The sequence below is a fragment of the Parapedobacter defluvii genome, from assembly GCF_014642075.1.
Lineage (GTDB): Bacteria > Bacteroidota > Bacteroidia > Sphingobacteriales > Sphingobacteriaceae > Parapedobacter > Parapedobacter defluvii.
Map to the genome: position 1 here is coordinate 193333 of NZ_BMIK01000008.1, position 26700 is coordinate 220032.

24 protein-coding genes are annotated in these 26700 nt (G+C 48.4%); 10 read left to right on the plus strand and 14 right to left on the minus strand.

Features of this window, described 5'->3' with window-relative positions; all coding sequences use genetic code 11:
- Nucleotides 1-93 precede the first annotated feature (93 nt).
- The 3 genes from IEX60_RS13280 to IEX60_RS13290 all read left to right on the plus strand — a co-directional run bounded on the left by IEX60_RS13280 (nt 94) and on the right by IEX60_RS13290 (nt 6674).
- Entirely contained in the window at nt 94-3318 is a 3225-nt protein-coding gene (locus IEX60_RS13280) for a SusC/RagA family TonB-linked outer membrane protein (protein ID WP_229717555.1), read from the plus strand.
- A 13-nt stretch (nt 3319-3331) separates the two neighbouring features.
- Nucleotides 3332-5227 carry a RagB/SusD family nutrient uptake outer membrane protein gene (locus IEX60_RS13285; protein WP_188751393.1) on the plus strand — a complete coding sequence of 632 codons (1896 nt, stop codon included), beginning with the start codon at nt 3332-3334 and terminating at the stop codon, nt 5225-5227.
- 172 nt (nt 5228-5399) lie between these two features.
- Nucleotides 5400-6674 carry a Gfo/Idh/MocA family protein gene (locus IEX60_RS13290; protein WP_229717556.1) on the plus strand — a complete coding sequence of 425 codons (1275 nt, stop codon included), beginning with the start codon at nt 5400-5402 and terminating at the stop codon, nt 6672-6674.
- 6 nt (nt 6675-6680) lie between these two features.
- On the opposite strand, the gene purE is transcribed toward IEX60_RS13290, so the two are convergent.
- From purE to IEX60_RS13310, 4 genes are all read right to left on the minus strand, one after another.
- On the minus strand, nt 6681-7190 hold the full coding sequence (gene purE / locus IEX60_RS13295; RefSeq protein ID WP_188751397.1) for a 5-(carboxyamino)imidazole ribonucleotide mutase: 510 nt from the start codon (nt 7188-7190) through the stop codon (nt 6681-6683).
- 86 nt (nt 7191-7276) lie between these two features.
- On the minus strand, nt 7277-8419 hold the full coding sequence (locus IEX60_RS13300; RefSeq protein WP_188751399.1) for a 5-(carboxyamino)imidazole ribonucleotide synthase: 1143 nt from the start codon (nt 8417-8419) through the stop codon (nt 7277-7279).
- Between the two features lie 26 nt (nt 8420-8445).
- Nucleotides 8446-8949, minus strand: coding sequence for an NADH-quinone oxidoreductase subunit B (locus tag IEX60_RS13305; protein WP_188751401.1), 504 nt, complete (start codon nt 8947-8949; stop codon nt 8446-8448).
- Entirely contained in the window at nt 8946-9548 is a 603-nt protein-coding gene (locus IEX60_RS13310; RefSeq protein WP_188751403.1) for an NADH-quinone oxidoreductase subunit A, read from the minus strand. Before IEX60_RS13310 ends, IEX60_RS13305 begins: the two co-directional genes overlap by 4 nt.
- Nucleotides 9549-9661: 113 nt before the next feature.
- Here IEX60_RS13310 and IEX60_RS13315 point away from each other — a divergent pair, with 113 nt between their 5' ends.
- From IEX60_RS13315 to IEX60_RS13340, 6 genes are all read left to right on the plus strand, one after another.
- Entirely contained in the window at nt 9662-10057 is a 396-nt protein-coding gene (locus IEX60_RS13315) for a hypothetical protein (RefSeq protein ID WP_188751405.1), read from the plus strand.
- 85 nt (nt 10058-10142) lie between these two features.
- Nucleotides 10143-10976 (plus strand): AraC family transcriptional regulator, encoded by an 834-nt coding sequence (locus IEX60_RS13320; protein WP_188751407.1) that lies wholly within the window; start codon nt 10143-10145, stop codon nt 10974-10976.
- 168 nt (nt 10977-11144) lie between these two features.
- A complete protein-coding gene (locus tag IEX60_RS13325) occupies nt 11145-11765 on the plus strand; it encodes a hypothetical protein (RefSeq protein WP_188751409.1) in 621 nt (206 codons plus the stop codon).
- 73 nt (nt 11766-11838) lie between these two features.
- A complete protein-coding gene (locus IEX60_RS13330) occupies nt 11839-12657 on the plus strand; it encodes a fimbrial biogenesis chaperone (RefSeq protein ID WP_188751411.1) in 819 nt (272 codons plus the stop codon).
- Entirely contained in the window at nt 12650-13723 is a 1074-nt protein-coding gene (locus IEX60_RS13335; protein ID WP_188751412.1) for a hypothetical protein, read from the plus strand. Before IEX60_RS13330 ends, IEX60_RS13335 begins: the two co-directional genes overlap by 8 nt.
- A gap of 8 nt (nt 13724-13731) precedes the next feature.
- A complete protein-coding gene (locus IEX60_RS13340; RefSeq protein WP_188751414.1) occupies nt 13732-16584 on the plus strand; it encodes a carboxypeptidase-like regulatory domain-containing protein in 2853 nt (950 codons plus the stop codon).
- Between the two features lie 2 nt (nt 16585-16586).
- Here IEX60_RS13340 and ffh read toward each other — a convergent pair whose 3' ends face one another.
- A complete protein-coding gene (gene ffh, locus IEX60_RS13345; protein WP_188751416.1) occupies nt 16587-17927 on the minus strand; it encodes a signal recognition particle protein in 1341 nt (446 codons plus the stop codon).
- Nucleotides 17928-18045: 118 nt separating this feature from the next.
- Nucleotides 18046-18732 carry a zinc metallopeptidase gene (locus IEX60_RS13350; protein ID WP_188751418.1) on the minus strand — a complete coding sequence of 229 codons (687 nt, stop codon included), beginning with the start codon at nt 18730-18732 and terminating at the stop codon, nt 18046-18048.
- A 63-nt stretch (nt 18733-18795) separates the two neighbouring features.
- Here IEX60_RS13350 and IEX60_RS13355 point away from each other — a divergent pair, with 63 nt between their 5' ends.
- On the plus strand, nt 18796-19080 hold the full coding sequence (locus IEX60_RS13355; protein WP_188751420.1) for a hypothetical protein: 285 nt from the start codon (nt 18796-18798) through the stop codon (nt 19078-19080).
- Here the strand turns inward: IEX60_RS13355 and frr are convergent.
- The 8 genes from frr to IEX60_RS13395 all read right to left on the minus strand — a co-directional run.
- Nucleotides 19067-19630: a ribosome recycling factor gene (gene frr, locus IEX60_RS13360; RefSeq protein ID WP_188751422.1), complete on the minus strand. Its 564-nt coding sequence runs from the start codon at nt 19628-19630 to the stop codon at nt 19067-19069. The genes IEX60_RS13355 and frr overlap by 14 nt on opposite strands.
- A 30-nt stretch (nt 19631-19660) precedes the next feature.
- The gene (gene pyrH / locus IEX60_RS13365) at nt 19661-20368 is read right to left on the minus strand and encodes a UMP kinase (protein ID WP_188751424.1); all 708 of its coding nucleotides are present in this window, start codon (nt 20366-20368) and stop codon (nt 19661-19663) included.
- An 88-nt stretch (nt 20369-20456) separates the two neighbouring features.
- Nucleotides 20457-21401, minus strand: a complete 945-nt coding sequence (locus tag IEX60_RS13370; protein ID WP_188751426.1) for a nitrilase family protein — start codon at nt 21399-21401, stop codon at nt 20457-20459.
- A gap of 29 nt (nt 21402-21430) precedes the next feature.
- Nucleotides 21431-21736 (minus strand): hypothetical protein, encoded by a 306-nt coding sequence (locus IEX60_RS13375; protein WP_188751428.1) that lies wholly within the window; start codon nt 21734-21736, stop codon nt 21431-21433.
- Nucleotides 21737-21937: 201 nt separating this feature from the next.
- Complete coding sequence (locus tag IEX60_RS13380) at nt 21938-23185, minus strand: Gfo/Idh/MocA family protein (RefSeq protein WP_229717560.1); 1248 nt, start codon at nt 23183-23185, stop codon at nt 21938-21940.
- A 114-nt stretch (nt 23186-23299) separates the two neighbouring features.
- On the minus strand, nt 23300-24391 hold the full coding sequence (locus tag IEX60_RS13385; protein WP_188751431.1) for an amidohydrolase family protein: 1092 nt from the start codon (nt 24389-24391) through the stop codon (nt 23300-23302).
- Nucleotides 24392-24645: 254 nt separating this feature from the next.
- Nucleotides 24646-25383 (minus strand): carbohydrate-binding family 9-like protein, encoded by a 738-nt coding sequence (locus IEX60_RS13390; RefSeq protein WP_229717557.1) that lies wholly within the window; start codon nt 25381-25383, stop codon nt 24646-24648.
- Nucleotides 25384-25455: 72 nt separating this feature from the next.
- The coding region (locus tag IEX60_RS13395) for a DUF4832 domain-containing protein (RefSeq protein WP_188751433.1) at nt 25456-26700 on the minus strand (1245 nt) is incomplete at its 5' end.

Below are 26700 nucleotides of genomic sequence, written 5' to 3' on the forward strand. Positions count from 1 at the left end.
CCCCCCTTTTTTGGCGAGAATCCCCCTTATTTGATTCGTCCAAACCATCGATACTTGTCCCTACCTAGTTAAAACAATTAAAAACCAATTTGTATGCATCTCAAACACACTATTAATGCAGTGATTGGTGGAATGATTCTCAGCGGAACCGGTATCACACCGATACTGGCCGCTGGGCATCCGTTCCATCCACCGGTGATGGGCGTGGAAAGCCCACATCCCGGTGCGAAACAGCAGTCGACGGTTGTCGGTATCGTTACGTCTTCATCCGATGGGTTACGCCTAGCGGGTGTCAGTGTCTCTATCAAAGGGACCAGCCAAGGGGTAAGTACCGATGAGGAAGGGCGTTATGCCATCGAAAATGTTCCGACAGGCGCCGTGCTGGTATTTTCGATGGTCGGTTACACCACGAAAGAGGAAACAGTCGGTAACCGTAACATGATTGACGTAATTCTCGAACCGACAACGTCAGATCTGGAGGAAGTGGTGGTCGTGGGGTATGGTACCCAACGTCGGGAAACCATCACAGGATCGGTGGCCTCGGTAAAAAGCGCGGAATTGATGAAATCGCCAACGGTAAACGTATCGAACGCTTTGGCCGGGCGATTACCGGGTGTGGTGGCTACCCAATCGAGTGCCGAACCGGGCTACGATGGCGCATCCATCCGGATACGCGGTACCAACACGCTGGGCAACAGCGGCCCCTTGATTGTCATCGATGGCATTCCCGCACGTGCCGGTGGATTTGAGCGGATCAGTCCGGCAGACATCGACAATATTTCGGTACTAAAGGATGCGTCTGCAGCTATTTACGGAGCACGTGCAGCCAACGGGGTAATCCTCATCACGACCAAGCGGGGCAAAACGGGGAAGCCCTCGCTTTCGTACACTTTTAATCAGGCATTCTCACAGCCGACGGTCATTCCGGAACTTGCCGATGCGGTACAGTATTCCGAGATGCGTAACGAACTGGAGATTTTCAAACTGCCGGTAGACGAATGGGCGGCCGCTCAGGCCGCATTCAGGGAATCGGGGTCGTACACACGGAACGATGGTTCGGTATTGACGGCCCCCGCCTCCCCGGAAGATATGCGGCTATATGCCGATGGATCAGACCCCTGGGGGCATCCCAATACCGATTGGTATGGCGCGGCACTGAAAAACTGGTCGCCGCAGTCCCAGCACAACCTGCAGATCAGCGGTGGTACAGAGGATATCAAATACCTGACCTCTATTGGCTACCAGACTCAGGATGCCTATTATAAAAAATCGGCGACGGGTTATGAGCAATACGATGTGCGGATAAATCTGGACGCTAATATCAATAAATATATCAGTACGAAAATCGGTTTACTGGGCAGACAGGAAGATCGTCATTTTCCCACAAAATCGGCGGCAACCATTTTCCGTATGCTGATGCGCGGCATTCCCACCGAGCCTGCATTCTGGCCTAACGGTATGCCGGGGCCGGATATTGAATACGGCGAAAATCCCGTGGTAATTACCACCGACCAGACGGGATACGATCGCGATAAACGGTACTATTTCCAAACCAACGGGCAGGTAGACATCACCATCCCCTGGGTGGAGGGGCTGAAGTTCAGCGGTACAGCGTCGGTAGACAAGTATATTAAAAAGACCAAGCGCTGGGAAATTCCCTGGTACCTGTATACTTGGCAGGGCGACTATGAAGATGACGGTGTAACGCCGCTACTGGTACGTGGACAGCGCGGTCCGGCTGATCCGCGGCTTACCCAAGGGGATGAAGATCAGTTGAATGTATTGCTGGGTGGGGTATTGACGTATGACCGGACTTTCGGCGATCATACGTTGAACCTGCTGGCCGGTGTAAACCGGGAAACCATCCGGAATGATAACTTCAATGCGTTCCGCCGCTACTTCATCTCCACAAGCATTGATTACCTATTTGCCGGGGGCGAAGCGGAAAAGAATAACGGAGGAGGGGCATGGGAGCGTGCACGGCTTAACTACTTCGGCCGGGTAGGTTATAATTTCCGGAGTAAATACATTGCCGAGTTCCTTTGGCGGTATGACGGGTCCTATATGTTCCCGGAAAGCAGCCGGTACGGGTTTTTCCCCGGTGTCATGGCCGGGTGGATGATTTCCGAAGAAAATTTCTGGAAAGACGGCGTACCCTTTGTCAACTACCTGAAATTACGGGGTTCATACGGTCAAATGGGGAATGACAACATCGAATACGACGGTACGTTGCAGGAGTACCAGTATTTTTCCACCTATGGTTTCGGAACCTACATTGTCGGCAACGAACTGGTGAAGTCACTTTACGAAAGCCGGGTACCCAATTCGTTTATTACATGGGAAGTTGCCAATAACTACAACATTGGTCTCGATGGGCAACTGATGGACAACAAGTTCAACTTTACGGTAGAATGGTTCAAGAACCGGCGGGAGAGTATTCTTTGGCGCCGGAATGCGTCCATCCCGCAGACAACGGGCATGACTCTGCCTGCCGAAAATATCGGCATTGTTGAAAATGGCGGTTGGGATTTTGCGGTTGGTTATACAGATCAGTTCGGCGATCTGAGCCTGACCGTGGGCTTAAATGGCGGTTACGCGAAGAACAAAATCATTTTCTGGGATGAAGCACCGGGTGCGCCGGAATGGCAGCAGTCGACGGGACGCACCATCAATTCGGGGTTATATTACATTTACGACGGCGTGTTCCGCGATGAAGCTGAGATTGCGGCAAACACCCTCGATTATTCATCCGTTACCAATTCGCTGCGGCCCGGTGACATGAGGTTTGTCGATTATAATAACGATGGTAAGATTACGTCGGACGACCGTGTGCGGCGTGATAAAAACACAATACCTACGTTTCAGGGCGGATTGAATATCGGACTTCAATATAAGGGATTCGATCTGACCCTACTCTTTCAAGGAGCAGCAGGCGGGGAGCTGCGCGTTGGTACGGACGAATCCGGCGCCATCGGCAACTTCCTGGTTGATTTTTACAAAAACCGCTGGCGTGTGGATGCACCCAGCAGCGAACATCCACGCATTGCCGACCGGAGCGACCAATATTATTCATCGGGTAATACATACTGGTTACGAAGCACCGATTATGTCCGCTTGAAGAACCTTGAATTGGGGTATACCTTCCCGAACCGTTGGATGGAACAGGCCGGAATCAGTAACCTGCGGATCTATGTAAGTGGATTCAATTTGCTGACATGGGATGAAACTGGGGTTTTTGATCCGGAATCAATCAACCAAACGGGACAATATTATCCCCAGGCACGCTTGTTAAATACCGGTATCGCTGTTACATTTTAAACCCAAAAAAGAGATGAAACGATTCAAAAAATATCAAGTATTGGTACAGTGTCTATGGGTAATAGCGATCTGTACGGTAGCTTGCAACGATGATTTTGTAAGTACCAAACCATTGGGCGAAGTATCCGATGAAGCTGCTTGGCAAGACGCTGGACTGGCTGAGGCTTTTGTCACGGAGATCTACAATGGCTTCGGACAGGGCGGATTTGATGAAGAGATGCTGGCCTCGTTGTCCGATGAGGCGATGTTTACCCACCCGGGCCGGGGTATCAATGTGATTACGGAGGCACGGTCAAACGATGCCGACCAGGGATGGAACAGCCAGATCAGCGGAGGAACCCACAATTGGGGCAATCTGTATCGCCGGATCCGCGCGACCAACGTGGCAATTGAGAGACTGGCGGAGCCGGAATTCGACAATTCGTCGGGTATTGCAGACCGATTAAGGGGAGAAGCATTGTTCCTGCGCGCGTTTTTTTATACCGAACTGTTGCGGTATTACGGTGCCGTTCCGCTGGTTGATCATGTTTATGGGCTGGAAGATGACGATTATACCATTGCCCGCAGTACTTTCGAAGAACAGGTGGAGTTTATCGTATCAGACTGTGATCAGGCGGCGGAATTGCTGACCGATGCGCCGGTTGTGGACGGCCGCGCTTCTTCGGCTGCAGCGCTTGCATTAAAAGCCCGGGTACTGACCAAAGCAGCCAGCGATCTCCATGACATTCCTACGGCTTCGGCGAACTCTGAAGTGATCAGTGGGTATGTAAACCCTGAATACCTAGGGTATGTCAGCGGCAATCAAACCGCGCGGTGGCAACGGGCTAAAGAGGCAGCTAAAGCCGTGCTGGACGCATACGGTCCCGGTTATATGATGGATCTAACCGAGCCGGTTACGCCCGAAGAGGGTACGGAGAATTACCTGTCGATTTCAATGGGCGGTGGCAGCAGTGCGGTATCGGCCAATGGGAAAGCCGATCTGATACTGGGTCGGTTCTTTATCGACCTGAAAGACGAAGGTGGCAACTATGTGGGCCGGAACAACGGTCCCAATGGATACCACAATTGGGCCGGAAACACGCCTATACAGCAATTGGTCGATGACTATACGATGGCAGACGGCACCGCGTTCAACTGGAATAATCCGGCGCATGCTGCGATGCCTTATCAAAATCGGGATCCGCGTTTTTATGCGACTATTTTATACGACGGTGCCGACTGGAAACCCCGTACAACCGATGTGGCGGGCCGTGATCCGGCCAATCAGATCCAAACCGGACAATATGAAATTATGCAGGGAGGAAATAAGGTGATCCACTATGGGCTGGATACCCGAAACAGTCCGGTAGAAGATTGGAACGGCAGCCATACGGGGTATTATATGCGTAAGTTCATTGATCCCGATCCTGCGGTGGTCGATCAGAATACGAGGCAATTCATTCCCTGGCCCGTGCTGCGGTTTACGGAGGTGGTGTTAAACTATGTAGAGGCGTGCATCGAGCTCGGCGAAGATGCCGAGGCAAGAAACTGGCTCAACCGGATCCGCTACCGTGCAGGTATGCCAGCAATCACCGCATCGGGAGATGCGCTCAGGAACGCCTACAGGAACGAGCGGCGCATCGAATTAGCTTATGAGGAGCATCGTTTCCACGATGCCCGCCGGTGGATGATTGCAGGAGAAACCCTTGGCAGAAAGGTGGGGATTGTGCGCATATTGGGTAGGCTGAAAGCCGGCAGCAGTGTTTCGGTGTATCGGTATGATCCCGAGAATTACACCTATACGTATACCGTGGGCACCGTCGATCCGGGTATTGAAAACCGGCAGTGGCTGGATAAGATGTATTTTATTCCAATCCATCGCGACGAAATGAACCGGAATGACAAGCTGGTACAGAACCCGGGCTATTAAACAACAAGTGACTAGTTCACTGCTAAAAGCCTCCGATGTATACATCGGAGGCTTTTTCGTGTAATGTATCGTACGTCCGATCTGTTTATTACATTTTTTTCTTAATTTAGTTGCCTAATCATTAATGGAATATCGAATTATGAATACCAGCAGAAGAAAATTTTTGGGTACAATGACAACGTTGGCAGCGACTGCAGGTGCTGCAACGGCATTTCCGGGTACCTTTTCCATCGGAACGCGGCAGCAGCCGAAAACAGTCCGGGTAGGATTGATTGGTGCGAACGGTATGGGATGGTCCAATCTCAACTCGATGTTAAAGGTACCTGGTGTGCAGTGCACCGCACTTTGCGACGTAGACGCCAATGTGCTGAATAAACGGGCTGAAGAATTGAAAGCACGGAATATCATCCCCCAGTTATACGCAAAACACGAAGATTTATTGGCCGATTCCAATGTGGACGCTGTGATCATCGGTACGCCGGATCACTGGCATTGCCTGATCATGGTGGATGCGTGCGCAGCAGGAAAAGATGTATACGTAGAAAAACCGCTGGGCAATTCCATCGCAGAATGCAACGCCATGGTAGCAGCTGCCACGAAGTATAACCGGGCAGTACAGGTAGGGCAATGGCAGCGCAGCCAACAGCATTTCCGTGATGCGATGGATTTTGTGCATTCGGGTAAGCTGGGTAAGATCCGTTTGGTCAAAGCGTGGGCATACCAGGGATGGATGAAAAGCATTCCTGTCAAACCCGATGGGCCGGCCCCGGAAGGCGTAGACTATACGCGTTGGTTGGGACCTGCAAAAGAGCGGTCCTTCAATCCCAACCGTTTTCATTTTGAGTTCCGCTGGTTTTGGGATTATGCCGGGGGGTTAATGACCGACTGGGGCGTACATATGCTGGATTTTGCATTGATCGGCATGAAAGCAACTACTCCGAAATCCATTATGGCCACGGGCGGCAAATTCGCCTACCCGGACGATGCGGCTGAAACACCGGATACACTGACCACGGTATATGAGTTTGATGATTTTACGGTACAGTGGGAACATGCGAACGGTATAGATGGAGGTCCCTATGGACGTAATCACGGAGTGGCTTTCATCGGTAATTTCGGTACGTTGGTGGTAGATCGCGGAGGTTGGGAAGTGATCCCCGAGGGTAAACGGATGGAAGCAGTGCCTTTTCAGAAAAGTCAGGACAATGGATTGGATCTGCATACGGCCAATTTCATTGACGTGGTGCGCTCCCGGCAATTGGAAGCGTTAAACGCACCTGTTTCTGCGGGGGCACACATCGCGATTTTTTCGCAAATGGGCAACATCGCGTACCGTACGGGAGAAAAAATATATTGGAATGAACAGAAAGGGCGCTTCAGTAGCGATGCAGCAAATAAATTGCTGGCTGCTGAATACCATAATGGATATCGGATTCCGAACGTATGACGCGAATTAATCCAGCCCTGCTTCTACTTCCTTGGCGCTTTCCTCAACTTTTTGGGCCAATTCGGCTTTGAAGTTCAGTAGATTCTGGGCAAGTTGTTCGTTTGAGATAGCCAGTATCTGGGCTGCGAGAATGCCGGCGTTTTTTGCCGCGTTAAGCGCTACGGTGGCAACGGGTATTCCGTTGGGCATTTGCAGGATGGAAAGTACCGAATCCCAGCCATCCATGGAATTGGATGACTTAACCGGTACACCGATGACCGGTAGATGCGTGATGGAAGCAACCATTCCCGGCAGGTGAGCAGCCCCACCTGCACCGGCAATGATGACCTTAAGACCGCGCGAAGCTGCGCTCTTGGCATAATTGAACATACGGTCCGGTGTGCGGTGAGCCGATACAATGGTTACTTCTACACGCGCACCCAATTGTTTCAATATTTCTACAGCGTCCTGCATCACGGGTAAATCTGATTTACTTCCCATAATGATGCCTACTTCCGCTAAATTATGTGTGGTCATTCGTTTCTTTGTTTTACCTTTTGCTCCTTACTCCTTACTCCTTACTCCTTACTCCTTGTTCCTTACTCCTTGTTCCTTACTCCTCCCTACGTCACCACCCTAATCGTTTGTTGTACACTTCTTGCAATCCGTATGGCGGTTTCACGATCCTCGTTAATGATACAAACGTGACCCATTTTCCGGAAAGGTTTGGTGTATTTTTTACCATACAGGTGCAAATATACACCTTCCATCGCCAAGACGTCCTCAATTCCTTCGTAACGCGCCAAGCCTTCGTGTCCAGCTTCCCCAAGTAGGTTAACCATTACAGCATTGCTGCGCGTAGCTGTATTGCCCGGAGGGAGGTTAAAGATGGCCCGCAGATGCTGTGCAAATTGCGAGGTAAAATTGCCTTCTATACTTTGGTGTCCGCTGTTATGCGGACGGGGGGCAAGTTCATTTACCAGTAGTTGCCCGTCTTTGGTCAGGAATAACTCGACGGCCAATAGTCCGATGATTTGCAGATCTTCCGCAATTTTCTTGGCGAGTAACTCAGCCCGCTGTTGGATTTCGAAGGGTAGGGTAGAAGGGGAAATAAGAAACTCTACCAGATTCGCCTCGGGGTTGAACTCCATTTCCACACAGGGGAATGTAGCCACTTCTCCGTTCTCGTTGCGTGAAACGATGATCGCCAGCTCCTTTTCGAAATCAACCCATTGCTCAATGAGGCTGGGGGCTTCGAAAGCGGTTGCTACATCGGATTCCGTTACTATTTTTTTTACTCCCCGGCCATCGTATCCATCTTTGCGTAGCTTTTGGATGTAAGGCAAAGATAGGGATGCTGTGGCTAGGTTTTCTTTGGATGAAATCAGTTGGAAAGGAGCTGTGGGTATATCATTCTGCTTGAAGAATTGCTTTTGCAGCCCTTTATCCTGTATCAAGCGGATGATGCGGGATTGCGGGTAAACCAGTACACCTTCTTCTTCCAATTTTTCCAGGGCGTCCACATTGACTTTCTCAATCTCGATGGTCAGCATATCCAGTCCTTTTCCGAATGCGTATACGGTGTCGAAATCATTCAACGCCCCATTGACAAAACGGTTGCATAGGTTCCGGCATGGCGCATGTTTATCGGGGTCGAGGATATGGATGTTTACATTGAAATTGATAGCTTCCTGAATCAGCATGCGACCTAATTGCCCACCGCCGAGGATGCCTAACTGTAAATCGCCATAAAAGTCTTTTGCCATATAAGAGGTTGAAATTGTTTTAACGATCAAGCTTGGGTGGGCTGCAATTTGTCGCCCACGATATGCTCAGTCTCTATTTTTTTCTGCAATTCGAGAAAAGCACCGATAAGTGCTTCTGGCCTTGGGGGGCAGCCCTGCACATAAATATCAACAGGAATGATGCGGTCTACACCTTTGACCACGTGATAACCGTGTTGCCAATAAGGGCCTCCACAGTTGGCACATGACCCCATGGAGATTACATATTTTGGATCGGGCATCTGCTCGTACAACCGCCGTATGCGGTCGGCCATTTTAAAGGTTACCGTACCGGCGATAATCATAACGTCCGATTGCCGGGGAGACGGACGGGGAAAAACCCCGAAACGATCCAAGTCATATGTAGCAGCCATTGCACCCATCATTTCAATTGCACAGCAAGCGATGCCGAAGCTCATGGGCCACATAGACGATAACCGTGCCCAATTAAGTAGGTCGTCCAGCTTCGCAACTACCACACCATTGCTTTCCAGTTGTTTGTTGATACTCATGATGACGTACCTCCCGGTTTTCTGAACATCGGTTTGAATGCCGGTTTTTTTAGCTCAGCTGCACTGCCCTGGGGTTGGAAAGCTTTTGGAGACTCTGTTGCAAAAGGTTCAAATTTGCGGATCTGATGGGATTCCCGGTTCAGTTTGTCGTAAGCAGACTTGGGGATGTTTACATCCACCCGGGGCAGTACGGTTCGCGATTTTACCCATTCCAAATCCCCTTTCCTCCATACATATACCAAGCCGATGACCAATATTCCAATAAAAATGGCCATTTCGACCAACGTAAACCATCCCCAACGTGCATCTGCGGCGATCAATTCCGGACGGCCGAATACCGTGGCCCAAGGAAAGACGAATATCATCTCCACATCAAACAGCAGAAACACCAGTGCTATGACATAAAAGCGCGAGTTGAAGGCAATCCAAGAGCTGCCGATGGCTTCTTCGCCACATTCATACGTACTCAACTTTTCAGGGGTAGGTTTTTTGGGGGATATGATTTTACCCAATAGCAGGGTAACTAATACCAACAGCACACCCATTACTCCGATGAGGAGTATTTTGCCAAATTCGGTAAGCTGCCCCGGCTCGTCCATATTCCACAAAGATAAAGAAATTATTAATGATCGTTTTAATTGTGTTTAAAATTGGAAGGCCAGTCGTTTTTTTCTTAGATTGCAACGGTAATGATTATCTATCCTGAATGAAAATGAGTAAGCTAATTATTCCCCTTGTTTTAGCCGTTTTGGGTGCCATTACGGCTATTTCTGGATTTGCACAATCCCGAAATCAGGTAGGTATCAATTTAGTGCTAAAGCCCATTCAAACCATTCATATTGATGACAAGCGGGATCAATCGGATCGTTTCCGAAAGCTTACTTCAGATCGGAATAAACCCAATCGACAGGTAGCGGCTTTCGGAACAACTTCCTATCAACTCGAAGTTGACAGCATCCTGATCGGTACGTTACCTATCGGGGAGACTGCCTTGCCCGAATATGTAGTTGCCAGCAAATATAAAGCCGTCTATCTCCAAAATAAGAGAGCTACCTACTCCGCTTTGTTCGACCGGCCTTTGCTTATTTACAGCATTCAAGTTAAATAATCCGTCTTTGCGGCTCGTTAGGTATTGTTTTTATCCTATGCGTGGTATAGTTGTTGTGGTTTTTCTGTGAAAAAAGTCTTGATGTATGACGGCTATTGATTTCGGAATCTATCGGGTGCAAAAACTAGGAAATCACCTCCCGAATATACATTTGCCGGCAAGACGTGGTATGTATATGGTTATTTTTTCAGGACCAGCGGGAGCAGTGCATCACATTGACAACCGGGCATTTACGCTACCGCCTTATTCGGTATTATTTATTGGCCCCGATCGTATTTCCCGATTCGACAACGAAATGACGGAAGATACCTATGTATTGCTTTTTTCTTCCAATTTTTTCGGCCGTTCAAACCGGGATCTGCATTTTTTGCTGAACAGTCCGCTTTTCAACGACCACAGTCAGGTTTACTACATGACGTTGCCGGATGAAGGGTTGCTGTACGGGAAAGTGATGGTACACTTACTATACCAGGCACGGAACGGAATCGGAGAACGGATTAACCAGGATTTGGCGCATAACCTGATTGAGCAGATCCTGATTATGGGATCCATGAATGTCAAGCAGGTTTCCAATGCGGGTTATCGGGAAGATCAGGATAATTTCTTGGTGCTCAGGTATAGAACCCTGATTGCCGAATATTTTGTTCCCGAGAAATCGGTCAAATTTTATGCAGACAAATTGAATGTCACCGAACGGCGGCTCACCAAAGCAACCGAACAGGTGACGGGGGTCGGTGCCAAAGAGCTGATCATTGATCATGTAATGGAAGAAGCAAAACGGCAGCTCACCCATTCGGAAAAAAATGTGAAAGAAATCAGCTTGGCATTGGGATTCAGCGGCGAGCAGAATTTCAGTGCTTTCTTCTTCAAATATGCGGGTATAAGGCCCACCGAATTCCGCAGAAGGGCCAGTTTGTAGGGGTTCACCTACAAAATGTAAATAAACAACTACATCGATACAAGAATGCATATTTCATGTGCTGTTTTTCATATTTTTTCGGATTCAACCCCGCTCTACCTTTGTGCTGTCCTTTCGGATTAATAAGGAAAGCAAAAGAAAAAACAAAAAAATAGTAAAAACACAATCATGAAAAACAGCGTGAAAAATCAATTGAAAAAAGTAGTTTTGGCGACAATGGTAGCTACCCTGGGCGTATTTGCCGGAGTTGCAGATGCGCAGACAACGGGTTTAAGTGGCAGTCAGGTTGGGCCTGTTGGCAATGGCAGTCCCGCACAGGTAGCGTTAAATGTAATCCTGAAACCGGTACGCACGTTGACGGTGAGTAACGACCAGGTAAATTTGGTGTATGAAACAGCGGCTGATTACGAAAATGGCGTGAGCTATACAACGACCGGCGGCCACCTTCGGGTAACCAATATAGGCGGTGGTTACAAAATCTATGTGAAAGCTTCGACCCCCAATCTGTTGGGTGAAAACGGCAACAACAATACCATCGATGGTAGCACGGTAACGGTTACGGGATTGGCCCAATCAGGGGTACAGGCGTACACCCGTAAAATTAATGAGATCAATGGCGGCACGTATGGGGCGGAACTTTTCCACCACAGCAATAACGCCAATGTCGTAGACAAAGCATACGATGTGAAATATGCAGCGGCTGGTCAGGGTGCATATCTGGACAAACTGTTCCAAAACAAACAGACCAAATATACAGTAAACGTGGTCTATACGATAGTAAGTGAATAACAACAGTTAAAAACAAAATGACATTGGGGTTGTAGCTACTACGGTTACAACCCTATTGTTATATATCTATCCTATGAAAACAACACTTCTCAAAGCCATTGGGGGTATTTTTGTTCTCCTATTGGGGTTTGGTAGCGTCGCAACGCAGGCCCAAACGGGAATCTCTATTAGTCCGCCGAGGGTATATTTCGTGATCGGACCCGGCCAGAGCCAAACAGAAAAAGTGGTCGTCAGTAATCCCAGCCAAGATTATCCACTGGAATTGGCCGTCTCATTCGAAGACTGGGCATATACTACGTATGGAGATAATCAGATGTTCCAATCCGGTACGTTGGCCACGTCATGCGCGGCGTGGATCTCCGTTCCCGAAGCATATTTTTCACTTGCTCCGGGCGAAAGCAAAGAAATTGATGTGCAAATGACGGTTCCGGCCGCTTACCGAAACGACACGGTACCCGTTCATACGGCGATCCTGTATGTGACGCAGCTCAATCCGCGTGATGGAGTAGACCAACAGGGAGCAAATATCCGCATTGCTGTGCGAACAGGAATCAAATTATACCAACGTCTGCCTGGATCCTTCCATCCAAATTTGGAAATAACCAATTTTCGGTATGAAAACGTAGAAATACCCAGGGTAATACTTGATTTTGAGAATGATGGTGATGTATGGGCGGATGGGCAGATCAGTTTGGAGTTGCTGAATCAAGCTACGGGGACGAAGACGGTACTTCCCGATGTGCTGTTTTACTCGATGCCCGGCGATCAAAGACAGCAGTACCTGGAGCTGCCGGAAAAGTTGGAAGCGGGAAAATACGTTGCGACGGCCATCGTCAACTATGGGGAGGCAAATACAATTAAAATTGCCGAATTGGAATTCAGCCATGACTAACCGGATTTTTTGGTGGATTGCTATCGGGTTAGTAGGTTGCTGGCCGTCGGTTCTTCAGGCACAATTGAGGTTCAATGTTTACAGCGGCGGATATCTGAATGTGACAGACTACGGAGGGTACACCACGCCGGATGGCGGGCATCAATTCCACATCCAATATCAGGGGCAGCAGATCGATGAGCCAAACTGGGCCATCCGTGCGCGGATCAATGGACAGATCAGACCGGTTTCCGGACAGAACGTTTCGGGACTTCCGTTTCCTGCGGATAAATTGAGTTTCCGCTTTACGCACGACAATGGCAACAGCCCCACGCTGGCCGAAATCGGGGCGAGTACGGTGTTTATCCCGTTCAATGCAGCAGGTGAGACCCTGCTGATCCCAAAGTCAAACGCATCCATTCGTTATCAAAACTCCTACGGTGGCAGTATGCAGTTCAACTTGTATTTTGCCATCCAGGTAGCTGGCGGCACTTATCTTGATCAGTTTAAGAATAGCGCACCTTACCAAATCATTGTATATGCCGTACCCATTACGTTTACGATGTACAATCGGGAAGGGAATATATTGGGGTATCAGGATGTAGTTTACCACATCCAGGTGAACCAAACCCTGTCCGGGACACCGTCCGCAGAACCGGCTTACGGTATCGAAGTGCTCGGTGATGCCCGTGAAGGTAAGCTGGAATTCGGAAGTATCGGCAATTATACCGAAGGGGTAACAGTGGCATACAACGACGGGCTGAAGATTAATTCGAACACCGGTTTTTCCGTCGCTGTAAAGGCCGTCGGTCCGGAGATGGTGTCACGCTCTGGGGGGCAGGGTACGCTGCCCGTTTCGGTTGTGCATCTGCGGCTGTACCCCGGCAGCAGTCCTGCCCAGCTTGGTAGTTACGGGGAGATAACCTTGTCTGACGCCTACCAGGTACTGTTTAATACCCCCGTTGGAAGAAGCACGGCGCAGTTTTTTAACATCGCTTATCGCACAGTTGGAAATGACGAGCGTTTGCTTCACGCACGGTCGGGTACCTACACCACAACGCTGCTTTACCAGTTGGTTCCACAATAATCAGTCATATGGGCATTCATTACCTGCATATCCTTCTTACGGTAAGCCTATTTGGGTTGTTTGCAGTTCCGGCATCGGCGGTGCAACAGCAAACGGTTATGCAAGGTGCGTATGGGCTAGTGGCTGACTCGTTGGTTACTGGGACAAACGGGGATATCGTTGGAATCACGGTAGCTTTGGAAAGTTCTGCATCAGATACCGTAAAAGGGTCCCTTCGTATTGTGGTACCAATGGGCGTACAGGTTCTTGGAAATCGCATGCGGGAACTGGAGCTTGCCGCAGCCGGAAAGCGGTACGTCCCTATCAAGCTGCAATTAGGTGCAGATGCCGCAGCGGGTGAATATCCGGTCATTATTCAATGGACCGATGTATCGGGGCAGGTTTTGGCACATGTGCAGACAACACTGCGTATTCAACCTAAGCGTTCCGTTTGGCTGCAGGCCCTTACTGCCAATGAACTGATGCGGCAGGTAGGCGACTCGTTGTCCATCCGTGTATTGATACGCAATGCCGGCAATACGCAGGAACGGGTACGTCTCGTGATTTCAATGCCTAATCAGCAGGGAGGGCGCCGGTTTGCTGCGAAAGATTTGGAATTAGGGGCGGCGGGGGATACAACGCTGGTTTTCGGGTATGTGATTGACCGGGATTTGATTCGGCTGGAGCGCTTCACGGTCAACGTTGTGGGCATGTACAGCAACGACGAGATTTTCGGTAATACAACCATCAGTGTACAAAACGCATCGGCAAACAGGCGGTATGAAGATCCGCTGCATACTTCTGTTCCCGTTTGGTCTTACCAGCGTAATTACGCCACTTTCATTGCACGCAATCCGTTCAGCGATTATCCGTCCTGGCAATTGAATGGTCAGGGGAGTTATCAGCTGGCTCAGGGGCATCTTGACTTCAGCACATTTGCTTACCAATGGGGCGCCTGGCGGAATACGCCGATTTTGAATAACACATGGCTGAACGTTGAGCAGGATAACAAGGGGATTACCGTTGGGAATATCACAGAGAACCTGGAAACATTCGTAAACGGCAGGGGTGTAAAGGTTTATTTTTCGGATTCGCTGAAATCCGAGCATATAGAAGCGGGATTTGTAGATCGGACGTTCGATCTATTGGGATCGGATTATCGGCCGGCGTTCGGCAACGGCTTCACGGCTTATCTGCGCACACGGTTGGGTGAAGGAATTCCCGAGCGGAAGCGTTATGTGGGGACTGCCATATACGAACGGCTACCATTTGAAAACAGTGAAAGTATCCTGTATATGAATAGTTTTGACGTATTGCGACAGGGCCTTCAAAACAAAGTACGGTTGGTAGCCGATTTTGGTCCCGCCCTGACGCGACCGCTGTATGATGCAAAGGACGGGGACTACCAGCCGGCAATGGCAGCGGGGGTACAGCTACAGGCAAATCTTGCACAGTGGATGATCAACAGCACCAATTATTACAGTACGGGATATTATCCGGGTATTAGGCGGGGTGCACTGCAACTCAACCAGCGGGTCACCCATCCGGTTCGGCGGGCAAATACCTGGGTAGGATATAGCTTATACCAATATGCGCCGAAGTATTTTGAGAACCAGCCGTTTTATCAGAACGACTTTCTGACATCCCGCACGGAGTTGGGAATATCTTTCCCCTTGACTGACTTTCTCAGTCTTTCGGTGGTTCCGTTGTATGAATATGAAGAAGGTCGTTACTATTTTGGGAATGGCAACCAAACACAACCCGATATGAGCCTTCGTACGTATCGCCTGAACAGTACCCTCAACTGGCGCAGCCGGAACCATCAACAGTATGCTTACCTGCAGATGGAGGGGGGACGGATGCAGTCGTCACTCACGGCAGGCGGAGAATGGCAGTTGCGGGCAAACCTGTCTTATAACTATGCATGGTTCAACTTCAACGCAAATCTGCAACGCGGCAATTTCTCACTGATTGAGGCGGCCAACAACTGGTATTTCGGCAGAGCGGGAGCTTACCGCACTGGGGCATCGGCTTCTGCCCGCCGTGAGTTTATGGCCAAACGGTTGCAAACGGAAGCTGGTATTAGTTATTACAGCGACAGTTTCTCCGGTCAGAATTGGATGGGTAACGCCCGTGTGCAGTATGCGGTGACTCCAAAGACGGCTTTTTTCTTTTTGGGGCAGTTGTATCGGTATCATACTCCCTATTATGCCGGTTTCTCCAATACCAACATACAGCTGGGTATCCATCAGACATTGCCGGCCGGAAGGGGAACTTTGGTCGAAAAGCGGGGATCTATCGAACTTTTCGTTTATCGTGATGTGAACAACAATGGCATTTTCGATGAAGGCGATATTGCGGCCGTCAACACCATGGTTATGATAAACCAGGCGGTCTTCATCACCGGTAATGACGGCAAGGCGACTTATCGTCGTGTACCGTATGGCCCGCAGCAGATCAGTGTGCCTGTGCAGCAGGGTTGGTATGCCCCAAGTGCGACGGTGGAACTCGGCTCAAAGTGGCTTAGGGCCACCGTTGGCCTTCAGCAGGCAGGCTCAGTGCGTGGAAGTATACGGTATCAGTTTGATAATCGCCTGAGCTTTGAAGTAGATGCGGTATTAGCCGGCTTTACGGTTGTTGCAAAAAGTACCACCGGCTATACCGCACGGGCAGTAACAGATAATCAAGGGAATTATGTGCTTTTCCTGCCCACAGGCAGCTATGAGGTCAGTATTGTGGAAAATAGGATGCCTCAGCACGTCTATGTGGAAACACCCATCCAGCATATCGCTGTTGAGGCTAATGCAATTAATACAGGGCCTACGTTTGTACTTAAAGTAGAAGAAAAGCAAGTGGAGGTCAAGCGGTTTTCATCGCCATAGCCTTATCTTCCCATAGGCGTTTTTGGCATGCCGCGCATCATCCGGGCCATCGCCGCCGGATTGGACATTTGTTTCATCACCTTGCGCATATCGCCAAATTGCTTCATCAGCTTATTTACTTCCACCAGATCGGTGCCAGAACCTTTCGCGATGCGGGCGCGCCGCTTTTGATCAATCGCATCCGGGTTTTCACGCTCGTAGGGCGTCATGGAATTGATGATGGCTTCGATGGGTTTGAATGCATCGTCATCGATATCGACATCTTTGATGGCTTTGCCCACACCGGGGATCATACCCATGAGATCCTTCATGTTACCCATTTTCTTGATTTGCTGAATCTGGCTACGGAAGTCGTTGAAATCAAATTTGTTTTTGCGGATTTTACGCTGCAGTTCTGCGGCCTGTTTTTCATCAAATTGCTGCTGTGCTCGTTCGACGAGTGAGACCACGTCGCCCATGCCCAAAATACGGGAGGCCATCCGATCGGGATGGAACACATCGAGGGCCTCCATTTTTTCGCCGGTACCGATAAACTTGATGGGTTTATTGACTACCGATTTAATGGACAGGGCGGCCCCGCCGCGGGTATCACCATCTAGCTTCGTAAGTACCGCACCGGTGAAGTCAAGGCGGTCATTGAATGCTTTCGCGGTATTGACTGCGTCCTGACCGGTCATCGCATCCACCACGAAGAGGATTTCATGGGGCTGTGTTGCATCCTTTACGGCTGATATTTCATTCATCAATGCTTCGTCGATGGCCAGGCGCCCAGCTGTATCGACGATGACGACATTATATCCCTTATGTTTGGCTTCGGCCACGCCGGCCTGAGCAATACCAATGGGGTCTTTTGATTCGCGGTCTGTATATACCGGCACATCTACCTGCTGTGCAAGCACCTCCAATTGGTCGATAGCGGCCGGGCGGTATACATCGCCTGCCACGAGCAAAGGCTTCCGGCCCCTTTTTTCTTTCAGGTATTTTGCAAGTTTACCGGAAAATGTGGTCTTACCCGCACCGTTAAGACCGGCGATCAGAATAACCGTGGGGTTTTTTGATAAATCGAGATCGGTAGCCGAGCCGCCCATCAGTTCGGTCAGCTCGTCGTTCATGATCTTGGTGAGCAACTGGCCCGGTGAGATGCTGGTGAGTACATTCTGGCCAAGAGCCTTCTGCTTTACCTCGTCGGTAAATGCTTTGGCCGTTTTATAGTTTACGTCCGCATCGAGCAACGCTTTGCGGATTTCTTTCATCGTCTCCGCTACGTTAATTTCGGTAATATTTCCCTGGCCTTTTAATACCTTAAACGCTCTGTCTAACTTATCCTGTAAATTCTGAAACATTGTTCCGTTACTATATAAATATCAATGAGCTGCAAAGCTACAAAATCTATCATAAAAAAGTCCGCCCCGAAAAATCCGGGGGCGGACCCACCTAAACCTAAAACTATGAAAAGAATCGTTAGTCCCTTCTTCCCAACAGCATGCTGGCGTAATAGAGCAGGGTTACCAATGACGATAACGCTGCTACGACGTAGGTCATTGCCGCCCACCACAGGGCATCTTTTGCCCCATCGTGCTCTACCGTACTGTGGGTAATACCTTTGTTGTCTAGCCAAGCCAGTGCCCGCTTGGACGCGTCAAACTCTACTGGTAACGTCACGAAGGCAAATAGTGTCGTAATCGCCAGCAAGGCTACACCGATGGTCAATACCCAAATATTGCCCGAAAAAGCCATGATTACACCAATTAATAACACCCATTGAACCAAGTTGGAAGCAACACTCACGATCGGTACCATTGCCGAACGGAATTGAAGCCAAGAGTAAGCTTTGGCGTGTTGGACAGCGTGCCCGCATTCGTGAGCGGCTACCGCGGCGGCGGCCACACTGCGGCCGCTGTATACTTCCGGACTTAAATTTACCGTCCGGTTAGCGGGGTTATAATGGTCGCTCAACCGGCCTTGGGCCGAAATGATCTGAACGTCATAAATACCATTGTCATGCAGCATTTTTTCGGCTACATCCCTGCCGGTCATTCCGCTGCTCAACGGCATTTCGGAATATTTCTTGAACTTGCTTTTGAAACGCCACTGTACAATCATGCTGACCAACATGATTCCGATGAAAATAATCCAATAACTTGCCATATATCTTTTACTTTACTGTTTTTGTTTCTACTTATTGAAAGTGTTCGGCAAAAAGTATACCGCATGCATTGCGCTGACGATATGGCCGACACCGATCGTCACGAATATAAAAAATATCGCCGCGACCTGCAAATCCGTCGGGTGTTTCTACGGGTTGATGACAAAGTTGCTGGTTGTACGGTGTTATTCGAGCTCTTCTATTCGTTTTTGAACGTAATCCACATAGATCTTTTCGGCTGCTCCGGGTTTCTGTTGGAGGTAGATCCGGTAGTAACGGAGGGCATAAAAAAAGCCATCGGTATGGATGGCTTATCTATTTGTCGATATATCAAGGTTATACCGTCATAATATCCTTTTCCTTGGCATCGGCTAGCCTGTCTACGTCAGCGATGTATTTGTCGGTCAGCTTTTGGACTTCGGCTTCTCCGGTTTTGATTTCATCCTCCGATACACCATCGTTTTTCAGCTTTTTGATGACGTCATTGGCGTCCTTGCGGATGTTGCGTACGGCCACCCTTCCTTTTTCAGCTTCTTCTTTTACTTTCTTTACCAGATCCCGGCGGCGTTCCTCGGTAAGCGGCGGAATGTTAAGCCGGATAACCGACCCATCATTTTGGGGAGTCAGTCCGATATTTGCATCAAGGATGGCTTTCTCAATGGGAGACAACATTGTTTTTTCCCAAGGTTGTATGACCAATGTACGTGCATCCGGCGTGTTGATATTGCTTACCTGCGAAAGGGCAGTGAATGTACCATAGTAATCTACTTGGATGCCATCGAGCATGGAAGGCATGGCTTTGCCCGCGCGGATTTTGGTAAGTTCGGATTCCGTGTGTGCCACCGCTTTTTTCATTTGCTCGGCGGTATCTTCCAGTTGTAGGGATATTAGTTCGTCCATGGTTATGCGTTATCGTTGGGTCAAAGATAATTATTCTCGTACTAAAGTTCCAATGGGTTCGCCATCTGCAAGCCGGGAAAGATTTCCGGGCTTGTTCATATCGAAGACAATGATAGGTAGTTTGTTTTCCTGGCACAGGGTAAAGGCCGTCATATCCATCACGCTGAGCCCCCGGTTGTATACATCCTGAAACGTAATTTCATCAAATCGGGTGGCTGTGGGATCTTTGAGTGGGTCTGCCGTGTAGATGCCGTCCACACGGGTTCCTTTCAGTACCACATCGGCATTGATTTCAATGGCGCGTAATGAAGCGGCGGTATCCGTAGTGAAATAAGGATTGCCTGTGCCGGCTCCAAAGATAACGACACGGCCTTTTTCAAGGTGGCGTACGGCTCTCCGACGGATAAAGGGTTCACAGATCTGCTCCATTTTGATGGCGGTTAGCAGTCGCGTCTTGATAGACAGCTTTTCCAGGGCATCCTGCAAAGCCATGCTATTAATGACCGTGGCAAGCATACCCATATAGTCCGCCTGGACACGGTCCATCCCTGCTTTTTCGGCGCTGAGCCCCCGGTAGATATTTCCACCTCCGATGACGATGGCCACTTCCATGCCTTTGCTGTGAATTTCTTTTATGTCGCTGGCATATTGTGTGACACGGTTGATGTCAATGCCGTAATTCTGGTCACCCATGAGGGCTTCCCCGCTAAGTTTGAGTAGGATGCGTTTATACTTCATAAAATTATCGTCTTGGAAAGGAACTTCCAGCGGCCAAAGATAAAAGAATTTTTTGACTACCCGATATTACCTCTCGGGCACACCGTGATTAGGAGAGCCAGGCCACGTTCTGTACGGGGGTATGTTTTTGCCCGATAATATCTTTGTATAATTCGGGTTTTCGTGCTTGTATGTATCGGTAACCACCTGCCTGAATCAGCTTTTCAGGTGTAATAATGGCGGTAGTAAAACTGTTGTCAAATGAACGGCACTCAGCAATAACATCTCCGAAGGGGTCGATTATCATGGAGCAACCGTTTTTTAGTTGATTGTCGTCCCTGCCAATCGGATTAGAAAAAACTACATAGATGCCATTGTCGTAAGCTCTTGCCGGCAACCATTTCATCAGCCAGGCCCGGCCTTTCATCCCATCAAACTCCAAACGCAAAGAAGTTGGATCGGCGTCACGGTTATCCCAAAGTTTCGGATCAACAAAACCTGCGCCCGGCCTGGTGGATGGTGTGCACATCGTTACATGGGGCATGAAGATAATATCAGCCCCTAAAAGTCTCGTAGCCCTGACATTTTCGATGATGTTATTGTCGTAACAAATTAAGATGCCACATTTCCATCCATGGATGTCAAAAACACAATAGCTTTCGCCCGGTGTTATATATGGATTGATAAAGGGGTGTAATTTTCGGTATTTCGCGACCAGTCCGTTTTTATCCACACAGACATAGGCTTTGTAGATGTTGTCGTTTTTATCTTTCTCGAATAATCCGGCTAATAGGATCATGTCATGTTGTTTGGCTATCCCGATAAGTTTCAAGAGACTGGGCCCGGAGGGAATGAATTCCGCGAGTTCAAGCATTGCAGATTTCGAAAGATGCCTTGCAAACGTATAACCTGTGATCGAACATTCATGGAAAGCAATTACGTTTGAGCCTTCGGCTGCCGCTTTTTGGGAAAGGCTTTCAATAACTGACAAATTATAGCTTTTATCTGCGCTTTTGTGCTCGAACTGGGCCGTCGATATTTTTATGCTATCCATCTTCAAATTGACATAAGTTTCTGCTTTCTCTATTGTCCGATCAATTCGGCAGCGTGCAACTGTATTTCAGCTCCTTTGCTATAATCCTCATTGAGACGTAGGCGACCTTTTACGGTTATTGGCGTTTCCGTGAACTGTACAGATTCGGATTCCATGAAAATCTCTATCATTGGCGGTATTCCGTTTTGCCCGCAATACATGCATTGCAAAACGGGCAAAACAGATAATAGAAACTTTTCATGTTTTCTACTGGATGTAATGGGTATCATGTAACCTGACAATTTCACATCCTTTCCGTCTAAAGCCATCAATTTATCAGAAAATTCAGGTTTCATCGTGGGATTTGATTCCGGACGCTCGCGATAAACTTGAAACCGGAGTGTCGCAGCAGCTTCCCAAATCTCATTCATTAATGAAAGTGAAAGGTGATTGTTCCGATGTTCTACTTGTGCGCTGACATGCTGTATGGGAATCCCGCAACATAGGATCAAAATAAAAACGTTCAATCTACCGGTAAGCATATAGTAGGGTTAACGCTAAGAATAAATCGGTTTCCTTGTTTTCCAATTTCCTTTGGTAAAGTCCGGAAAATCAACTGGTTTACTCTTATTATTTACAGATAGCTCAGTCAACGGTATAATCGCGCTGCTTGTGACGGAGTCATAAACATCCCAGTCGGGCATTTTCTCCTCTTGTAATGCCAAAACCAACCGGTGCCAGTTTATGGGTGTAGTAGAAGACTGCTGGCCGTGACCGCGTATGGGGCCTGACCGGCGCGGCGCTGGTTTATAATTGAGGTCGATCGGATGTGCGAATTTTTCTAAGTATTTGTCGGGAGATTCCCATTCGTGTGATTCGGGGCTGACTTCATCCAAATAAATTCTACTTCTTGATTTATCTCGCACGTAGACGCCCTTTGTGCCCTGAACCCGAAAATCTTCTCTAGGGTGCGGTGTGTGCGTATCATGGTTTAGCGTGATCAATTTACCATTCGTTGTTCTGATCAGCGTAGCGTTGTAATCGCCTAGTGTGAGTTTCTTAGTGGCGTATTCCGAGTCTGGACCAAATTTCGCTGCGGCATATTGGTTAATCATCACGGATTTGGTGCTCATGGACACCAAATAATCAAACCTGTCGCCATGATTAATGTTCAATATCGGCATCATATTTCTCATTGGGTGATCCGGATATAGATTGCCATTACGGATGGCCGTATACGCGAGCCTCCATGGCTCTCCTTCCGGATCGAATTTGACCTTCCTTAAATCATGGATATAACCGCTTTCCAGATGAAGTATGTCTCCCAATAGGTCGTTTCTCACCATGTTCAATAACGTGAGATCGCCGAAGCCCCCAATGACGATACTCGCCCATTTGCCGGTTTTTTCATGGGTTTCGACCAATTCCCAGGCTTCTTCTAGGGTCTGAACCAACGGTACTTCGCAAGCAGCGTGTTTGTCATTCCTCATCGCTGCCAGGCAAATAGCGCTGTGTGAATCCCAAGGTGTAGCGCAGATCACAGCGTCGAGATCTTCCTCTTCGCACAACCTGACGTAATCCATCGGCCCTCTGCCGTATAAATTGGGAGCTGGTTGTCCGTATTCCGACACCCATTTTTTGGCTTGCTCTAACCGATCCGGCACTATTTCACAGAGTGCTTTCACTTCGACATCGGGTATGCCCAACGCCGCGCTCAAATGATACGAGCCCCGTCCCCCCAAGCCAACAAACCCCAGTTTAATAGTCTTCTTTTCCCCTACTTTCCTGACAGGGGATGCCAGCACTCCTGTCAAACCTGCGTTTAGGGCTATTCCGCCAATCGCAGCACTTGATAGTTTTAGAAAATTTCTTCGATCAAAAGTGTTGTTATTCATAATTCCATTTTTTAATGGTGATATTCATTTCATATCGTTCATGCCCAGCAGTTTCAGTGCATTTTTGTTATAGATTTTCTCTAGTACGGTATCGGGCAGATAGATGCCATAAATCATCCAGCGACCCTGCTGATGGTGGCTTGGCGCGGGATCAAAATATTCGTCGTCCGTTTCAAGAAAGCGATAATATACCTGATAAGCCGTTGCTTTACACGGTGTATCTGTTCCAAAAAGGATCCGATCCTGGTATTTGATCATAAATTTCCGTGCAGTGTACGGTTGCCTGCCCAATTCACTGATTCGTGCGTCGATATCGACATACATATTGGGATACTGATCCAGCCATTTTGAAACTTGTCCGAGGTCCTCCGCTAAATTTCCCATGTGGGTAGAAATAAAATTTGTCTTTGGATGCTTCGCAATCACCCGATAGAGTTGCGCGAGAATTTCTTCCTTTGAATACGGATATTGTGTGCCGTAAAAAGCCCAACTCGGGTTATTAGCCAACTCATCGTAACGCTCATTGTATTCGTCGATGGGGGTATGGAATGCCTTTGGGTCTGAAACATGAATGACGACCGGTATCCCCAATTCTCCGCACTTCGCCCAAATCGGATCGATTCTTGGATCATCCACAGGAATAACGCGGTTCTCTTTATCCCGCACGATTAGCCCCAGTTCTTTCGAAATTTTTAAACCCCGTATTCCCATTTTTACAGCACTTTCCAACTTTTCGGCTTCTTTAATGCCAAAATCGGGTTCTGAAATTTTTGAAAAGTCCGGCCGGAAAAACACGATGAATCGATCCCCTCCGATTTCCTGGGACACCTTAAGATGATCTTTGTAGAAATCACCCATTGATCTTCCGTCCAAGCTGACACACTTCCACACTCCTGCCTTATCCATCTCTTCAAGATATGTCTGCGTGTTCGAAAGATCGCCAAGGTGATTATGAATATCAATAACGGGGTATTTCGGCTTAGTGATATCGGTTTCTTTTACAACCAGTTGGCTTTTGGGTTTCCAGTCAACCAGTTTTAAGTCTCCCACTTGTCCATACGTGTGCAAAACCGGTATCAAGAATAGGCATAGCATGGCATTTCTAACATTTTTCATCGGAATAATTGTTTATTTATTACTGTCAAATTATTGGTTTTGTGTCAAACTCGTATTCTTCCTAACCCGTTTGCTCTTTTAAGAAACTTCAGCAGGGAAAAAGGATGTAAAAATTAGACAACTAACTCCTGTGTCTAATCAACCTGTTGAAAAACAAGGAAATAAATTTAAAAAGAAGGTGGCCGTTAGGTGGCTTATTAGAAAATTGCTGTGTATCTTAGTTAGAAAGAATGACACGAGAACTGTGACAAGTGTTAATTGAATATAATTGAACCGAAACTTTCGTAATCATGAAAGTTGTTTTTTGTTAATTGCCATAACCAGCTAACCGACTTTGGCTCATCATAGTCCACACGATAAAAGTTTGCCCGCCAGCGATCACCCTTGTGCGGCGGAACATGATTTAAAGGGATCAGAAGTTTATAGGGAATGAAAAACTCTGCAACCCAGCCGTCAACCGCTGCACCTGGTTTTTTTTCGCCACCCAACGCAGCTGTTTCATGATCGGTCTGCCTATCGGCATCGTAATGAAATGGCTGCCATCTTAAAAGATCTCCATTCGTATTAGCAACTAGAATGGGGAGCTCATGGTTAAGGGGGGAAATTTCATACTCAAAATATGTTGGATAATTCTCATCCGGCCAAAGGAAAACTTCCGCCACATCTTCCTTCCATAGGTCCATAAAATCAGCGTTCATCGATGAAGTCAATTTATTGTCCTGGCAACTGAAAAGAAAATAAAGACCGGTTTCAGAATACAATGCCTTTACATTCGTCTGCAGGGGGTTATCTTTAAACTGTTCGCGTTTAGCAAGTACGATCCATTCAGCTTTTCCCCAATTTTCGTTACTCCCATCACCGGTGACCTGAAAATCGGCCGCCTTTTGCACATGGTAAACCGCGGATTTGTTCTCACCATCCCCATTGCTTTCCCGGTTACTACATGCAGTAATCAGGGACAAAACAATGATTAAGAGGGATTTGTACATCATATGAATCTATTTTAACGTGAATTCAGTAACGCTCCTCACGGTGCAGCGAACTAAAAAACTAAATCCTATTGCCTATTTTACCGTTGTCGAACCAATTAGGTTTGCACCGAGGTCAGCATCCCAGCTATTTCCCTTATTCGCGAACCGTATGCAGCGCCTGTTGGCGCTTTGCTCTTTGGGGTCGTTGATTTTCAGGTAGATGCCGTAATCTCCGGCGGGAACGCTGCCAAATTCGGACATCGCAACCGAGAAGTTCAGGTCACGCCAAGCAGCGGTATTGTCGGGCCGGCCGTTTCCGTTCTCATCGGCCAGCCAGTCCCTGGCATCCAGGTTGGTAAGTGCGGTGTAGGTGCCGGAACCGGTTTTGGATTTCAGGATAACCGACACATTTTTCCGGTTGACCACATTGCCGAAACCGACGTTCTGGATCCTTCCCTCGAACCTCAGGGTACCGTTCTGCTTTACCCATCCGCTTGCTTTGGCCTCACGCAGCACCAACCGGTATCCGAGCCGGTCGCGCATGTACTCCAGTCCGTTCCTGCCGTCATATACCGGGTCAAAGACGGCCGTTTTGGTTGGTCCGGTGAAAGGGGGAGTTGTCTCACTGCCCGATGCGGGAAACGTAACCGGTTTGGTAACGTTCGCTTCATTATAACTAAAATTGCTCCACCGCGAATAATTACCGTGCCGCATGTTTGCAGCAGTTGTCCGGAATAATTGGGCTTCTAGGATAGCGCCCGGCATATTGCCATGTACGTTATCACCGATCCCGCCTTCGACCTGGGTCATTGTGTTTTGGTTATGGATCCAGGTAAGCGCTTTGTAACGATCAAAAGTTCCAGCATCGAGTCCGGAATTAGTCAACAAGCTACGTCCTTTGGATTCTGTCTGCGTATATCTATTTGCATAACTATCGTCAAATACCCCAAAACGTGCCTCCGGTGTGCCCTTTTTGGGAACCGGTATCTCGTGCATATTATCAAAGTTGTATGTCGTCCCGTAGGTAGCATTATACCATACTAAGAATCCGCCAGAATATGCGATCAGAATCCGCGAATCGGGCACCGCATCCAGATAGGCGTCCATAACCTTCCTGTATGCCTCGGGGTCCTCGGCCATGGGGGAGGAATGCTGTTCGCCCCATGGGCCAAACATTCCGGTTTTGACACACATGATGATGTCCTCGAATTCATGGAAAACCGGTTTGAGCTGCCAGATGTGGTATTCGATCCAATTTTTGTCCGTATGGCCGGGTACATCGCACATGGCCGAAGGATTATTGGGGGTTACGTATGCCGGTTCGGGCCCGTGGATCAG

Excerpts from the sequence above, each read along its gene's own strand:
- IEX60_RS13280 (WP_229717555.1), top strand. The coding sequence starts at position 94 with ATGCATCTCAAACACACTATTAATGCAGTGATTGGTGGAATGATTCTC.
- frr (WP_188751422.1), bottom strand. The coding sequence starts at position 19,630 with ATGGACGAACTAATATCCCTACAACTGGAAGATACCGCCGAGCAAATG.
- IEX60_RS13325 (WP_188751409.1), top strand. The coding sequence starts at position 11,145 with ATGAAAAACAGCGTGAAAAATCAATTGAAAAAAGTAGTTTTGGCGACA.
- IEX60_RS13320 (WP_188751407.1), top strand. The coding sequence starts at position 10,143 with ATGACGGCTATTGATTTCGGAATCTATCGGGTGCAAAAACTAGGAAAT.
- IEX60_RS13335 (WP_188751412.1), top strand. The coding sequence starts at position 12,650 with ATGACTAACCGGATTTTTTGGTGGATTGCTATCGGGTTAGTAGGTTGC.
- IEX60_RS13290 (WP_229717556.1), top strand. The coding sequence starts at position 5,400 with ATGACAACGTTGGCAGCGACTGCAGGTGCTGCAACGGCATTTCCGGGT.
- IEX60_RS13315 (WP_188751405.1), top strand. The coding sequence starts at position 9,662 with ATGAGTAAGCTAATTATTCCCCTTGTTTTAGCCGTTTTGGGTGCCATT.
- IEX60_RS13385 (WP_188751431.1), bottom strand. The coding sequence starts at position 24,391 with ATGAAAAATGTTAGAAATGCCATGCTATGCCTATTCTTGATACCGGTT.
- IEX60_RS13310 (WP_188751403.1), bottom strand. The coding sequence starts at position 9,548 with ATGGACGAGCCGGGGCAGCTTACCGAATTTGGCAAAATACTCCTCATC.
- IEX60_RS13370 (WP_188751426.1), bottom strand. The coding sequence starts at position 21,401 with ATGGATAGCATAAAAATATCGACGGCCCAGTTCGAGCACAAAAGCGCA.
- IEX60_RS13300 (WP_188751399.1), bottom strand. The coding sequence starts at position 8,419 with ATGGCAAAAGACTTTTATGGCGATTTACAGTTAGGCATCCTCGGCGGT.
- IEX60_RS13390 (WP_229717557.1), bottom strand. The coding sequence starts at position 25,383 with ATGATGTACAAATCCCTCTTAATCATTGTTTTGTCCCTGATTACTGCA.
- IEX60_RS13340 (WP_188751414.1), top strand. The coding sequence starts at position 13,732 with ATGGGCATTCATTACCTGCATATCCTTCTTACGGTAAGCCTATTTGGG.
- pyrH (WP_188751424.1), bottom strand. The coding sequence starts at position 20,368 with ATGAAGTATAAACGCATCCTACTCAAACTTAGCGGGGAAGCCCTCATG.
- IEX60_RS13355 (WP_188751420.1), top strand. The coding sequence starts at position 18,796 with ATGCATTGCGCTGACGATATGGCCGACACCGATCGTCACGAATATAAA.
- purE (WP_188751397.1), bottom strand. The coding sequence starts at position 7,190 with ATGACCACACATAATTTAGCGGAAGTAGGCATCATTATGGGAAGTAAA.
- IEX60_RS13350 (WP_188751418.1), bottom strand. The coding sequence starts at position 18,732 with ATGGCAAGTTATTGGATTATTTTCATCGGAATCATGTTGGTCAGCATG.
- IEX60_RS13330 (WP_188751411.1), top strand. The coding sequence starts at position 11,839 with ATGAAAACAACACTTCTCAAAGCCATTGGGGGTATTTTTGTTCTCCTA.
- IEX60_RS13305 (WP_188751401.1), bottom strand. The coding sequence starts at position 8,949 with ATGAGTATCAACAAACAACTGGAAAGCAATGGTGTGGTAGTTGCGAAG.
- IEX60_RS13375 (WP_188751428.1), bottom strand. The coding sequence starts at position 21,736 with ATGAAACCTGAATTTTCTGATAAATTGATGGCTTTAGACGGAAAGGAT.
- ffh (WP_188751416.1), bottom strand. The coding sequence starts at position 17,927 with ATGTTTCAGAATTTACAGGATAAGTTAGACAGAGCGTTTAAGGTATTA.
- IEX60_RS13285 (WP_188751393.1), top strand. The coding sequence starts at position 3,332 with ATGAAACGATTCAAAAAATATCAAGTATTGGTACAGTGTCTATGGGTA.